The sequence below is a fragment of the Rhizobium etli 8C-3 genome (genome assembly GCF_001908375.1).
GTDB lineage: Bacteria > Pseudomonadota > Alphaproteobacteria > Rhizobiales > Rhizobiaceae > Rhizobium > Rhizobium etli_B.
This window is the reverse complement of the sequence record NZ_CP017241.1, coordinates 1,382,422-1,395,853: the sequence shown is the minus strand read 5'-3', so window position 1 is coordinate 1,395,853 and position 13,432 is coordinate 1,382,422. Positions and strand designations below refer to the sequence as shown.

Sequence of the window (13,432 nt, the reverse complement as noted above, 5' to 3'; positions counted from 1 at the left end):
CATGACAAAGCCGGTCCGCATCCAGCTTTTGCGCAAGCGTGGGTTTCGCCTCGAAGAAGCATCGCTGGCAGCCAATGGGCTGCTGGCTATGAATGTCGCGCGCCCGGGCCGATGGGGCAATCCGTGGAAGGTAAAGGTCCGCGGGCGCTTCCACGACACGAATGCTGCGGCGTGGGCCGGCGCTCATGACCAGGAGATCAATTACCCCTTTCATCGAACGCAGGCAGACGCCGCGCGGCGCGCCGCTGAATGTTACGAGAGCGCCCTTTGCGAAGGCCGCCTGACGAGGGTGAAGATCGAAGAGGTCACCGAGCTACGAGGGAGCAACCTCGCATGCTGGTGCAGCCTCGATATGCCTTGCCACGCGGACGTTCTCCTGCGTCTCGCCAATCCGGAGACAATTGAAGATGTTCACGGCTGAAAAGTCCGCTCTCATGGCGGCGCTCGCCCTGACGGCCAATGTCGTCGAGAAGCGCAATACCATCCCGATCCTGCAAAACGTGCTGATCGAGGCAGGTGCGGCGCCGGGCTCGCTCTCGGCGCGCCTCACCAATCTCGACATCGAGGCATCGACGCCGTTCAAGGCCATCGCCGATGTCGATTTCGAGCCCTTCACCGTCCCCGCAGGGCTGCTCGCTGATATCGTCCGCAAGCTGCCGGACGGCTGCGACGTCACGGTCAAGCGCAAGGGCGGAAAGCTCGATGCCGTGGTGATCGAGGCGGGTCGCTCGAAGTTCAGCCTGCAGGTTCTGCCCGCGTCCGACTTTCACGAAATGAAGGTACCAGGCGGCTTTCAGCACCGCTTCACGATCGCCGCCGGCGACTTTGCCGCGGCGATTACTGCCTGTGGTTTCGCCGTCTCGACCGAAGAGACGCGCTACTACCTGAACGGCATCTTCCTGCATCCGACGGCGGCAGACGCCGAACACCAAGGCGTCATTCTCGTCGCGACCGACGGCCATCGCCTGTCGAAGCGCTACGTGAAGGCCGAGATGGACCCCGCCATGCCTGGCGTCATCATTCCCCGCCAGTCCATAAAGGTAATCGAGAAGATCCTGCCAAAGGCGGGCGAGATCATCGTCGAGCTTTCCGAAAACCTGATCCGGCTTTCGGGCGGCTCGTCGCTGATCACCTCTAAGCTCGTCGACGGCACCTTCCCCGATTACGTCCGCGTCGTGCCAAACGGCCACGACATGGAAGCGACGCTCGATGCGCCGACGCTCGCCGCCGCCATCGATCGCGTCGCCACGGTCAGCGGCGAGCGCGGTCGCGCCGTCCGCTTCAGCTTCGCCGGCGGCCAGCTGCACCTTGAAGTCAAGAACCCGGATGCCGGCGACGCCTCGGACACGCTGTCTTACGACGGCCACGCCGAATTGGAGATCGGCTTTAACGCACGATACGTCAACGACGCGCTGTCTCACCTGCCCGGCGAACAGCTGACCATGGCGCTTGGCGACACGAATTCCCCCGCCGTGCTCCGCAGCATCGGAGCCCATCCCGAAAACCTGATCGTGCTTATGCCGATGCGCGTGTGAGGAAGCCATGCCAGCGCAGCGGAGCCTCTTCTGAAATGACGGCTCAGTCTTTCATATCGAAGCTGTCCGAACGCGAAAGCTGCCCGGCCTGCGGCAGCTCGCGTTCAGAGTTCATCACCGTGCCTAACGGCGGCTACGTGCTGCACCAGGCCGTGCTGGAATTTGAATGCGACGCAACCTTCCGAGCCTCGTCAGACGGAATTTCACTGATCTATCCTTGTCCCGCGAGATCGGTTCTCGCGGCTGATCTGATGACGATCGAAGTTCAAGGGAGGATGAAATGACAGAGCCTCTTTTGACGCCACAGCAAGCCGCCGAGCTGCTCAGCATCTCGACGCGCCAGCTTCGCGACTTGACCGACGAGGGTCTTTTGCGCTGGATTAACATCGGACTCGGCAAAAAACGGCCGACACGGCGATACACAAATGAAGATGTCGAGGAATTCAAAAGAGAGCGGGCGCAGAAATGTCGGTCTATAAACGTCCCGGTAAAGAAACTTATTCGTACGACTTCATCGTCGGGGGCCGTCGATTTTCTGGCGATACTCGCGCAACGAAAAAGCGAGACGCAAAAGCCTTCGAAGACACCGAGCGGGAACTTGCCAAGGCGCAACTGAGCGTCGAGCAAGCCTTCAGCTCTTCGACCATGACCTTCGAGGTTGCCGCGCTGCGCTGGTACAACGAGGTCGGGCAGCATCATAAGAACTTTGAAACGACGCTGAAAAATCTCGAATGGCTGAAACTCAATGTCGGCGCATCCACCGATCTTCGTGACATCAGCGACGAGAAGGTGGCGGCGATCGTCGCCAAGCGTCGAGGCGAGCGCGTTCGCCGCCTCGGCAAAAAGGGCAAGGTCCATCTCGGCGCCCTTGTCGGACCTGCGACAGTCAATCGAACCTGCACTCAGCCGCTGCGCGAGATCATCCTCCGTGCCAAGAACGTCTGGAAGGTCACCGTCGGCGATGTCGACTTCGGAAAGCATATCCTGAAGGAACCGAAGGAACGCGTACGCGAGGCATCGCTCGGCGAGGAAGACGCCATCATGGGCGAGCTGGAGCGCGGCTACGATGATGCCGTGCGCTTTGCCTTCCTGAATGGTTGCCGCCGCATGGAGATCCTCGGCCTGGAATGGTCTCGCGTCGACTTCTTCTCCCGCCGCTTCACAGTGATCGGCAAGGGCAACAAAGAGCGCACCCTTCCGATGTCGCAGGAGACATTCGATCTCCTTTGGGCTCAGAAGGACTTCCACCCCATTAAGGTTTTCACGTTCGTCGCGAAGAAGACCATGAAGAAGGTCGGCTATGTGCGCGATCAGCGATATCCGCTGACCGAAAGCGGCCTCAAATCGGCGATGCGCCGCGCCGTCCCGCGCGCCGGCGTCACCAACTTCCGATTCCACGACACGCGCCACACGGCCGCAACGAGGGTGCTGCGAGCATCGAACCTCCGCGTCGCTCAGAAGCTCCTCGGCCATGCCGACGTAGCAACGACGGCAAAGTATGCCCACGCCCTGGACGACGATCTCCGGAACGCTCTGGAGGCGACATCAAGTCCCACCAAAAGTCCCACGACAGATTCAAGTATGTCTTCTAAGGAATTGAAATCAGGAGGGAATTCAGACTGAAGGACTATTTCCCCCAGTCAAGTGCGCTACCAGACTGCGCTACATTCCGTCACATGCCTCATTCGGTAGGCCTCAACGTCTCGCCGGTCCTTTTGTCGAACCAAGCGCCCGCTTGACCCGGTCAAGCTCGCTACGTGATTGCGCAACGCCTCGACCTGCCGAAACAGCTTGTTTCGTTTAGTTTTTCGTGTCGCCCAATGCAAGCGGAAAAAGCCGCACTGCGCGCAAAAAGCCGATGTGCCGCTTAGGCTCCGACGATTCCGATGCCGATGCCGCCGACTGTCTCTACGGTCCATGCCTCGTAATCCGCAATCGAGAAATGCGGCGTTTCGAAGGGCGTGGCATGTGTCGCGGTAATGACGGTCACATCGGCTCCTGCACCTTCTCCCGCAAGTATGCCCGCAACCGCGTCTTCAAAGACCAAGCAGCGTTTCGGATCGACACCCAGGCGGCTGGCGCCGAGCAGGTAGCATTCGGGGCTGGGCTTGCCTGCCTGGACTTCCTCGCCGGTGACGATGACCTTCGGCATCGGGATACCGGCGGCGGCCATGCGTCGCTTGGCGAGTTCAAATGGGGCGGAAGTCACGATAGCCCATCTGTCGGCGGGAATGCCGTCCAGAAAGCGGATTGCGCCGGGGATCTGCACGATACCGTCGACGTCTGCCATTTCCTCGATCAACAGTTTTTTCGCTTCAAGCACCGCATCCACACCAGGAAGTGCCAGTTGACGGATGGTGTCACTGGCACGCACGCCGTGGATCGTCTTCAGGAACACTTCCGGCTCGAGGCCGTGATCCTTTGCCCAATCGCCCCAGACACGCTCGACGACCGCTATCGAGTTAAGCAGCGTGCCGTCCATGTCGAAGAGAAATGCATCGTAGGCCTTGCCGGGTACATTGGAAGAGGACACGGGGGGAATTCCTTGTGAAGATGGGGCTCTGGAAACAGAAATTCGGACGGAGATCAAGGTTGGATCTTCCTGGTTCTCCTGGTGGTTCTCAGCGCACGAACCTTCGTGCGCTCTTCTCTAAACAGATGCCGGTGGCTTTGCCAAGGTCAGTGCCACGCGCGCAGGAGCACCAGCAACTGGTCCTTTTCCGGAACATCCGATCCATGCGGGCGTTTTTCATCAAGGCTGGGTAGGAAAAGGAGATTTGTCCTATGCGCAAGACCATGCTGGCTACGGCCGCCGCAACGCTGACGGTCTGCTCTGCCGCCCTCGCGCAGAGTACGATAATCGTCGACCCCGCGCCCACCGGCTCCATCGTGCTGCCGGGGGAAGTTCGCACCTATGTGATGGAGCAGCAGGTCCCTTCTGTCGTCTATGAGGGCGACGTCGTTGTTGGAACGACGCTTCCGGAAACCGTCGAAATTCACGAGGTCCCGGAGATGGACGGCTATGCTTATACAGTCGTCAACAATCGCAGGGTAATCGTCGAACCCCAGACGCACCGCGTCATCCAGATTCTCGAGTGATGCGATCGGGCGCGAAGCCAGAGCTTCGCGCCCGCCTCCGGCGAGCCGGCAATGACATTCTCGGCGGACAAGGCGTTTAGCGCACCTGATCGAGAAGGCGCTTGCATTCCAGAAGATCGTAGAGTGCCTCCTGCAGAAGCGCCCTGTCCTCCTTGCTGACGCTCGACTTGCCGATCGAAACTTCAGACTGATCGTCGTCACCGGCGACGAAATTGAAGAAGCGGCGGGTAATCGGCGGCTTTGCACGGCCGACCAGTTGATCCTCCTCCGCAATGCCGACGCGCGGTTCGCCCGGGGCGCTGTCCCTGCCACCGGCGGCAAGCGCCTCGACGCTGGCAAGATCACCCTGCGCGACAGCGACGACGAACTTGTTGCCGTTGGTCTTCAGGAGCTTCTGAACGCCCTTGATCGTATAGCCGTGGTCGTAAAGGAGATGCCGGATACCCTTCAGCAGATCCACGTCTTCCGGCCGGTAATAGCGGCGCCCTCCGCCCCTTTTCATCGGCTTTATCTGCGGAAAGCGCGTTTCCCAAAAACGCAGAACGTGTTGCGGCAGATCGAGATCGTCAGCAACTTCGCTGATTGTTCGGAAAGCATCGGGGCTCTTGTCCAAGGTCGTACTCCCTACGCGATCACCGGTGGCGGTCCAAACCGCGACTCATCATATTTCAACGGTTTGCGGCGTTGAATTCAAGTCATGTCTACGCATAGCCCACAAGCGGGAAAGTGCGGTTGGAAAAATGATCGGGAAGCAGCAATCAGGAACAGGAAATCACCTTATCCCCTTGCGCTCTTACATGGCAGGATTTGCGGGCTTCTGCTTGACCTTGCGCAGGGTGTGCGCCTTGAGAATACGGGTCTTCAGGACGTTCGAAGCCTTGAAGGTCATCACCCGGCGGGGCGAGATCGGCACTTCTTCGCCCGTCTTGGGATTGCGGCCGATGCGCTCGTTCTTATCGCGGACCTGGAAGGTTGCGAAGGAGGAAAGCTTGACGGTTTCGCCACGGACGATGGCGTTGCAGATTTCGTCGAGGACGGTCTCGACGAGTTCGGCGGATTCGGTCCTGGAGAGACCGACCTTCCGGAAAACCGATTCCGCCAGGTCTGCTCGCGTCACTGTCTTTCCGCTCATGGTCTCCCCGCCAATTCTACAAAATATTTTTTAAAAGCGAGCAAAGACTATTTGTCTTGCGCCTTACGGTCAAGCTCTTGTTCGTCGCCAGTTTTTTGCGATTCTTCACCGTCACCAGCGCAGCAGCAAAGCACCCCAGGTGAAGCCGCCGCCCATTGCCTCCAGCATCACCAGATCGCCTTTCTTGATGCGTCCATCCCCTGCTGCAGTGGCAAGTGCGAGCGGGATCGAGGCGGCTGAGGTGTTGCCGTGCATATCGACTGTGATGACGACCTTCTCCGGGGCGATGTGCAGCTTCTTGGCGGATCCGTCGATGATGCGACGGTTGGCCTGGTGCGGCACCAGCCAGTCGAGATCTTCTGCGGTCGTGCCGGTCGAATCGAAGGCGGCCTGGATTACGTCAGTGATCATGCCGACGGCATATTTGAAGACTTCGCGGCCTTCCATGCGCAGCTTGCCGACCGTGCCGGTGGTAGACGGGCCGCCATCGACGAAAAGTTTCTCCTTGTGCGAGCCATCGGAGCGAAGATGCGCCGTCAGGATGCCTCGATCAGCTGTCGTACCCTCCCCTTCGGCAGCCTCGATCACGATCGCGCCGGCGCCGTCGCCGAACAGCACGCAGGTGGTGCGGTCGTTCCAGTCGAGGATGCGCGAGAAGGTTTCCGCACCGATCACGAGGGCACGCCTGGCGAGGCCGCCACGGATATAGGCGTCGGCCGTCGTCACGGCATAGACAAAGCCTGTGCAGACTGCCTGAACGTCGAAGGCGAAGCCGTGGTGCATGCCGAGACGGTTCTGGATATTGACCGCCGTGGCCGGGAAGGTGTTGTCCGGCGTCGAGGTGGCGCAGATGATGAGATCGATATCGGAAGGCGTCAGGCCGGCCTTGTCGAGCGCCGCACGCGCAGCCCGCTCGCCAAGCGAAGACGTGGTTTCGTCATCGCTTGCGATATGTCGCTGGCGGATGCCGGTGCGCTGGACGATCCATTCGTCAGACGTATCGACGACATCTTCCATCTCGCGATTGGTCATTACGCGTTTCGGAAGTGCGGCTCCGAACCCGCGAACCACTGAACGGATCATTCTGGCTAAACCTCTTTGCTCATGCGGCTTCCGGCCCCATCGGGGGTAACCGCTTGGCATGATATTTCTTAAGATCGTTTTCTATTTTCTGATTGAGGCCATTCTTGGCCATATCATAGCCGACCTCGATGGCAGCAGCGATGCCGTCTGCATTGGCGCCGCCATGGCTCTTGATGACAATGCCGTTGAGACCAAGGAATACGCCGCCGTTGACTTTGCTCGGGTCCATCTTTTCGCGAAGCATGTCGAAAGCACTCTTGGCAAAGAGATAGCCGATCCTGGCAAGCAGCGTGCGCGACATCGCAGCACGCAGATATGCGGCCATTTGTTTTGCCGTACCTTCTGCCGCCTTCAAGGCGATATTGCCGGAAAAGCCTTCGGTCACGACGACATCGACGGTGCCTTTCCCGATGTCATCGCCTTCGACGAACCCGGAATATTCGAGCGAATCTATGTTGGCCTCGCGAAGCAGCCGGCCTGCTTCCTTGACTTCTTCCTGGCCCTTGACCTCTTCGACACCGACGTTCAGAAGGCCGATCGTCGGCCGTTCGAGTTCGAAGAGGGCGCGTGCCATGGCGCCACCCATCAGGGCGAAATCCATCAACTGTTGAGAATCGGCCCCGATCGTCGCCCCGACATCGAGAACAATGCTCTCGCCCCGCAGCGTCGGCCAAATGGCCGCAATCGCCGGGCGCTCGATGTTGGCCATCGTGCGCAGACAGAACTTTGCCATGGCCATCAGCGCGCCGGTGTTTCCCGCCGAAACGGCCACATCCGCGTCGCCCGTCTTCACGGCCTCGATCGAGCGCCACATGGTGGAAATGTAGCGGCCGCGGCGCAGCGCCTGGCTGGGCTTCTCGTCCATGCGAACGGCAAGTTCGCAATCGTGGAAGACCGACTTTTCCCTGACTTTCGCAAACTTGGCGAGAACAGGATCGCACTGCTCTTTCAGGCCAAAAAAGACGAAGGAGATATCTGGATGCCGTTCCAACGCTTTCGCGGCACCGGGGATGACAACCTCGGGACCAAAGTCGCCACCCATGAGGTCGAGAGATATTCTGATCACGCGTCCCTGATCCTTTTGTTTCGCCTGAGGGGAGCGAAAATTTCGGCCAAAATACCGGTTTTCCTATCGCTTACAACTGAATTGTGTCAAATAGCCCACGGGTTTCAGTCCTTCTGCCAATCCTTGAGCACAGCAAAGGCAGAAGGCTTCTTATCGTTTTCGCCGGTATCCTCCATATGGCCGGAGAACTCGGCGCCCTTCCTGCGGGGATAGGGATCAATCGCCAGCGCGGCGAATTCCATCACCACCTCTCCCGCGTCGATCGTGTCGCCGGCAAAGGTTTCAGGCAGGTCCGGCCCGTCAGGATCGAGAACCATTTCGCCAGCATCATTGGCCGGGTGCCGGGCGAGTTTCGAATTCTCGGGCACGTAGATCTGCTCGAAGTGCTCGTCGATATCGGCAGGTACCGGGTCGAGCGTCACGACGCAGGCCTGAACGATCTTTGCCTGCACCCTGCCCTTCACGCGGATGCCATCCTTCTTCCAGCGATTGATCTGCAGATCCGCATGCAGATCGTCGACGGACAGAACATCCCAGCGTTCGGCAAGCGCCTTCCGCTCCTTCTCGTCCGCTTTGAGGTGAACTTCGACAGGGTTTGCCGAGATATGGCCGACCTTGACAAGGTAGGAAAATGGAATGTCGTCACTGCGATGTTTCATGGCGTCCTCCTCACGCTGCCTGTGGCAACGTCGCCGAGCCGGTGGTGATCCGGTCCTCGGTCTGCGCCGACAGATCGGCTTCTGCGGCAAACATCCAGTTGGCAAGCGCCGTCATGTCGCAAGCATCGGCGGCCTGCGGATGGATGTTGCGGTTAAGGGCTGCGGCAAGGGCCGCGCGGTCACCGGTGTCCATTGCCGCCGAATAGGATTTTAGACGCCCGTAGAACATGCCGGCAAGCTTCTTCATGCGCTTCGGCACCCCGTTGTCGCTGATACCGAGTTCGCGGATGGAATGGTCGATATCCTCAAAGAAGGCATCGACGATCTCCTGGGCAATCTCCTGTCCGCTGGTTCCGGACGAACGTGTGCGACGGAAGAAGAGGATCATCACCAGCGACAGCATCTCGAAACGGCCCATCACGGTGTCTGGGACATGCATGGCCTCGTAGAATTCCGGCATACGGGCTGCGGTGGTCAGTACCGAATACTGCCGTTCGACGATCGCCTGGTTGTTGTTTTTCTTGCGAAAGAGCCCGAAGACCATTGTTTCTTCCGGAAAAGCCTCGTTCTTCACGCGCAGTTGCGTGGGCCGTGTTGCATGATTTCGAAAGCTGGTTTACCGAAGCAGGCGCGAATTGCAATGCCGAAGGTGGCCACTTTCGAGACAGTGCCCCGTAGGTCCGATCTGGGGGATTTAGGACTGTTCGACCCCGGAAAGGCCACAAAGATTTTGCATCAGCGGTGATTGCAGGGCCCCGAAAGCTGCCTATCGATACCTCAAGGGAGTAGATGTCGTTGAAGAAACGGTATTTCAAGTCTGACATAAAATTCTTCAGCAACGCAGCCATCGCCATCATGATTGCCTCAGCCGGCCTTACAGGTTGCCAAACGGGAACAGTGCTTAACGGCGGCTATATTGTCGACGAGCAATCCCTCAATCTCGTTCCGGAAGGCTCGAGCCGCGAACAGGTGCTTCTGTCTCTAGGCACGCCTTCGACGACGGCAACGTTCGACACCGAGGTCTTCTATTACATCTCGCAGAAGCGCACGCGCTCCGTCGCCTTCCAGAAACTCAAGGTCGTCGATCAGAGCGTACTTGCGATCTACTTCGACAAGGACGGCGTCGTCACGCGCCGCGCGAATTACACGCTTCAGGACGGCAGGGTCTTCGATACGATTTCGCGCGTGACCCCGACCGGCGGCCGTGAACTCACCTTCCTGCAGCAGATTCTGGCAGGCGGCGCAGGCGGTGCAGCAAAGAGCCTGTTTGGAACGCCCTCTGGCAACCCGCAGAATCCTGCAAGTATTCGATGATTATCCGACTCGACAAAGAAACCCGCCGGATCAGCGCTCCGGCGGGTTTCTTCTTTGTCTCCATGGTTTCGATCAGGCCAGGACCGCCAAGAGCAGCAAGGCGACGATATTGGTGATCTTGATCGCCGGATTGACGGCCGGTCCTGCAGTGTCCTTGTATGGGTCGCCGACCGTATCGCCGGTGACGGAGGCCTTGTGTGCGTCCGAACCCTTCATGTGGCGGACGCCGTCCTTGTCGACGAAGCCATCCTCGAAGGACTTCTTCGCGTTGTCCCATGCCCCGCCGCCGGACGTCATCGAGATGGCGACGAACAAACCGTTGATAATGACGCCAAGAAGCGATGCGCCGAGTGCGGCGAAGGCCGAGGCCTTGGAGCCGGAAACCAGCAGAACACCGAAATAAACGACGATCGGAGCCAGGACCGGCAACAGCGACGGGATGATCATCTCGCGGATAGCGGCCCTGGTCAGAAGGTCGACCGCCCTGCCGTAATCCGGCTTTTCCGTGCCCTGCATGATGCCCGGTTTTTCCTTGAACTGGCGGCGCACTTCCTCGACGATTGCGCCGGCGGCACGGCCGACGGCCGTCATGGCGATGCCGCCGAAGAGGTAGGGAATGAGTCCACCGAAGATCAATCCGGCCACTACGTAGGGGTTGGAGAGATCGAATGAAATCTCCCCTATGCCTGCGAAGTAGGGATATCTGTCGCCATTTGCCGCAAAATATTTGAGGTCATAGGAATAGGCAGCAAAGAGCACCAGCGCGCCGAGACCGGCAGAGCCGATCGCGTAGCCTTTGGTTACAGCCTTTGTCGTATTGCCGACGGCGTCGAGCGCGTCCGTCGATTTGCGGACTTCCGGCGGCAGGTGGGACATCTCGGCGATGCCGCCGGCGTTGTCGGTCACAGGGCCGAAGGCATCGAGGGCGACGATCATGCCGGCAAGGCCGAGCATAGCGGTGACGGCGATGCCGGTGCCGAAGAGGCCCGCGAGCTGGTAGGTGCCGATAATGCCGGCGACGATGACGATCGCAGGCAGCGCCGTCGATTCCAGCGAGACGGCAAGTCCCTGGATGACGTTGGTGCCGTGGCCTGTCACGGATGCCTGGGCGATCGAATTGACCGGGCGTTTGTTGGTGCCGGTATAATATTCGGTGATGACGACGATGAGCGCCGTTACCAAGAGGCCGACGAGGCCGCAGAAGAAGAGGTTGGTTCCGGTGACATCCACACCGCCGGCCTGTCCAAGCGATCCCCAGCCCACCGTCAACGATGTTGCAGCGCCTAGACCGACAATCGACAGGAGGCCGGTGACGATAAGGCCCTTGTAAAGTGCGCCCATGATCGAGCCGTTGGATCCAAGCTTGACGAAAAAGGTGCCGACGATCGAGGTGAGGATGCAGGCGCCGCAGATTGCCAGCGGATAGATCATCGCCGACTGCAGGATCGGTGCACCGGCAAAGAAGATCGAGGCGAGAACCATGGTTGCGACGACGGAAACGGCATAGGTCTCGAAAAGGTCGGCGGCCATACCGGCGCAGTCGCCGACATTGTCGCCAACATTGTCTGCGATCGTCGCCGGGTTGCGCGGGTCGTCTTCCGGAATGCCTGCCTCGACCTTGCCGACGAGATCGCCGCCGACATCGGCACCCTTGGTGAAGATGCCGCCGCCCAGACGAGCAAAGATCGAGATCAGCGAGGCACCGAAGCCGAGCGCAACAAGCGCGTCGATGACTTCGCGCGAACCGCTTTCATGGCCGAGCATGCCGGTCAGGATGAAATAATAGATGGATACGCCGAGCAGAGCCAGACCGGCGACGAGCATGCCGGTGATGGCACCGGATTTGAAGGCGATATCGAGGCCAGCCGAGAGGCTGTGCGATGCGGCCTGCGCCGTGCGGACGTTGGCGCGGACGGAGACGTGCATCCCGATAAAGCCGGCAGCACCGGAAAGCACGGCGCCGATCAGAAAGCCGATGGCAGCCATGCCGGAGAGAAGCAGCCAGGCTGCGATAAAAACTACGATGCCGACGATCGCAATCGTCTTGTACTGGCGCATGAGGTAGGCCTGCGCGCCTTCACGGATATAACCCGCGATTTCCTGCATGCGGCTGTTTCCCTGATCGGCTGCCAGAACCGAGCGGGTTGCCCAGATGGCATAAACCACCGAGAGCAGACCGCATGCAATTACGCATAAAAGAATGATCATTTCGCTCTTTCCTCCAAAAGTGCCGGAGCACTCCTCCCTCCGGCCACGGACGCAGCCGAATCGTCTTCTCTCCACAGGAACGCTCTAGCTTTGCGTGCGGAGATTGCGGGGTGGGAAACACGACGTCAAGACCGCGAGGGACGAAAACCCTTGCAGCGCAGCATAAAGCGCGAAATGGTCCGATAGCGGACGGAAGACTTACTTCTTCAGTTCGCCGCGCACCTGTTTGGCGATGCGGTCGAGCACGGCATTGACGAGCTTCGGCTCGTCATCCTCGAAGAAAGCCCGGGCGATCTCGACATATTCCGTAACGATCACGGCTACCGGTACGTCTTTGCGATCGAGAAGCTCGAAAACGCCGGCGCGAAGGATCGCGCGCACGGTGCTGTCGAGGCGCGACAATGCCCAGTCGTCCTGCAGGGCAGAGGCGATCAAAGGATCCAGGCGCAGCTGCTCGCGCACCACGCCGGAAACGATGGAACGGAACCACGCGGCATCTGCCTTGAGATAGGTCTCGCCGTCGATTTCTTGACCGAGGCGATGAGCCTCATATTCGGCGACGATTTCCAAAACACCGGTGCCGCCGATATCCATCTGGTAGAGCGCCTGAACAGCAGCCAGCCGCGCAGCGCCGCGCTGATTTGCTGTCTTTACCTGACGCTCCGGATTTTCGCTAGTCATTCGTATGCACCCAGTTTCTTCTTCAGCTCGATCATCGTGAGAGCTGCGCGAGCGGCGAACCCGCCCTTGTCCTTGTCCGAGCGGCGGGCGCGTGCCCATGCCTGCTCATCGTTTTCAACCGTCAGGATGCCATTGCCGATGGCAAGCGATTCGCTGACGGCGAGGTCCATCAATGCGCGGGAGGATTCGTTCGACACGATCTCGAAATGGTAGGTCTCGCCGCGGATGACCATGCCGAGAGCGACATAGCCGTCGTATTGACTGCCGCCATTGTCGGCGCCATCGAGCGCCATGGCAATCGCCGGCGGAATCTCCAGGGCTCCTGGAACGGTCACGACATCGTAGGTCGCGCCGGCTTCCTTGAGCGCGAAGGTTGCCCCGTCCAAAAGAGCGTCGGCCATGTCGTCATAGAAGCGCGCTTCGACGATCAAAATATGGGGAGCGTTATCTCGCGCCATGCATCACCTTCGGTTTCTGAGGACTTTGCCATTTGGCAGGCCGCGGTCAAAACATGCCTTTCGATGAATGGCAAGCAAATTCGGATCATGGCCGGAAATCTCTATAAAAGGATAGGGAAAATATATGCCGGCCACGCTCGCGCGCACCTCGAAAACGGCAAATCGAAGGCAATCGCCATGAACAATTTGTAATGTTA

Annotated in this window: 14 protein-coding genes and 2 pseudogenes; 6 read left to right on the top strand and 10 right to left on the bottom strand. The window is 59.4% G+C overall.

Annotation, left to right across the window (positions count from 1 at the left end):
* The first annotated feature begins 1 nt into the window (after nt 1).
* The 4 genes and pseudogenes from AM571_RS07015 (at nt 2) to AM571_RS06995 (ending at nt 3,158) form a co-directional block, all read left to right on the top strand.
* Nucleotides 2-421: a DUF4326 domain-containing protein gene (locus tag AM571_RS07015; RefSeq protein ID WP_074060798.1), complete on the top strand. Its 420-nt coding sequence runs from the start codon at nt 2-4 to the stop codon at nt 419-421.
* Nucleotides 408-1,535: a DNA polymerase III subunit beta gene (gene dnaN / locus AM571_RS07010; protein ID WP_074060797.1), complete on the top strand. Its 1,128-nt coding sequence runs from the start codon at nt 408-410 to the stop codon at nt 1,533-1,535. The genes AM571_RS07015 and dnaN overlap by 14 nt, the downstream gene beginning before the upstream one ends.
* Nucleotides 1,536-1,815: 280 nt before the next feature.
* Nucleotides 1,816-1,935: pseudogene (locus AM571_RS37295) on the top strand (DNA-binding protein); the annotation flags it as partial.
* Between the two features lie 65 nt (nt 1,936-2,000).
* Nucleotides 2,001-3,158 carry a tyrosine-type recombinase/integrase gene (locus AM571_RS06995; RefSeq protein ID WP_074060794.1) on the top strand — a complete coding sequence of 386 codons (1,158 nt, stop codon included), beginning with the start codon at nt 2,001-2,003 and terminating at the stop codon, nt 3,156-3,158.
* Nucleotides 3,159-3,402: 244 nt separating this feature from the next.
* Here the strand turns inward: AM571_RS06995 and AM571_RS06990 are convergent, their stop codons facing one another.
* Nucleotides 3,403-4,017, bottom strand: a complete 615-nt coding sequence (locus AM571_RS06990) for an HAD-IA family hydrolase (protein ID WP_081377138.1) — start codon at nt 4,015-4,017, stop codon at nt 3,403-3,405.
* Nucleotides 4,018-4,319: 302 nt separating this feature from the next.
* Between AM571_RS06990 and AM571_RS06985 the strand changes: the two genes are divergently transcribed.
* On the top strand, nt 4,320-4,634 hold the full coding sequence (locus AM571_RS06985; protein WP_074060793.1) for a DUF1236 domain-containing protein: 315 nt from the start codon (nt 4,320-4,322) through the stop codon (nt 4,632-4,634).
* 76 nt (nt 4,635-4,710) lie between these two features.
* Here the strand turns inward: AM571_RS06985 and AM571_RS06980 are convergent, their stop codons facing one another.
* The 6 genes and pseudogenes from AM571_RS06980 to AM571_RS06955 all read right to left on the bottom strand — a co-directional run bounded on the left by AM571_RS06980 (nt 4,711) and on the right by AM571_RS06955 (nt 9,174).
* Entirely contained in the window at nt 4,711-5,247 is a 537-nt protein-coding gene (locus tag AM571_RS06980) for a MerR family transcriptional regulator (RefSeq protein WP_039844517.1), read from the bottom strand.
* Nucleotides 5,248-5,427: 180 nt separating this feature from the next.
* On the bottom strand, nt 5,428-5,766 hold the full coding sequence (locus tag AM571_RS06975) for an integration host factor subunit alpha (RefSeq protein WP_074060792.1): 339 nt from the start codon (nt 5,764-5,766) through the stop codon (nt 5,428-5,430).
* A 111-nt stretch (nt 5,767-5,877) separates the two neighbouring features.
* Nucleotides 5,878-6,849 (bottom strand): beta-ketoacyl-ACP synthase III, encoded by a 972-nt coding sequence (locus AM571_RS06970; protein WP_074060791.1) that lies wholly within the window; start codon nt 6,847-6,849, stop codon nt 5,878-5,880.
* Between the two features lie 19 nt (nt 6,850-6,868).
* Entirely contained in the window at nt 6,869-7,915 is a 1,047-nt protein-coding gene (gene plsX / locus AM571_RS06965; RefSeq protein WP_074060790.1) for a phosphate acyltransferase PlsX, read from the bottom strand.
* Between the two features lie 104 nt (nt 7,916-8,019).
* Entirely contained in the window at nt 8,020-8,574 is a 555-nt protein-coding gene (locus AM571_RS06960) for a YceD family protein (protein WP_074060789.1), read from the bottom strand.
* A 10-nt stretch (nt 8,575-8,584) separates the two neighbouring features.
* Nucleotides 8,585-9,174, bottom strand: a pseudogene (locus AM571_RS06955) (ubiquinol-cytochrome C chaperone family protein).
* Nucleotides 9,175-9,363: 189 nt separating this feature from the next.
* Between AM571_RS06955 and AM571_RS06950 the strand changes: the two are divergent.
* Nucleotides 9,364-9,888: an outer membrane protein assembly factor BamE gene (locus tag AM571_RS06950; RefSeq protein WP_074060787.1), complete on the top strand. Its 525-nt coding sequence runs from the start codon at nt 9,364-9,366 to the stop codon at nt 9,886-9,888.
* A gap of 72 nt (nt 9,889-9,960) precedes the next feature.
* Here the strand turns inward: AM571_RS06950 and AM571_RS06945 are convergent, their stop codons facing one another.
* From AM571_RS06945 to AM571_RS06935, 3 genes are all read right to left on the bottom strand, one after another.
* Complete coding sequence (locus tag AM571_RS06945; protein WP_074060786.1) at nt 9,961-12,096, bottom strand: sodium-translocating pyrophosphatase; 2,136 nt, start codon at nt 12,094-12,096, stop codon at nt 9,961-9,963.
* Nucleotides 12,097-12,294: 198 nt separating this feature from the next.
* On the bottom strand, nt 12,295-12,777 hold the full coding sequence (gene nusB / locus AM571_RS06940; RefSeq protein WP_074060785.1) for a transcription antitermination factor NusB: 483 nt from the start codon (nt 12,775-12,777) through the stop codon (nt 12,295-12,297).
* The gene (locus AM571_RS06935) at nt 12,774-13,235 is read right to left on the bottom strand and encodes a 6,7-dimethyl-8-ribityllumazine synthase (protein ID WP_074060784.1); all 462 of its coding nucleotides are present in this window, start codon (nt 13,233-13,235) and stop codon (nt 12,774-12,776) included. The genes nusB and AM571_RS06935 overlap by 4 nt, the downstream gene beginning before the upstream one ends.
* Between the last annotated feature and the right edge of the window lie 197 nt (nt 13,236-13,432).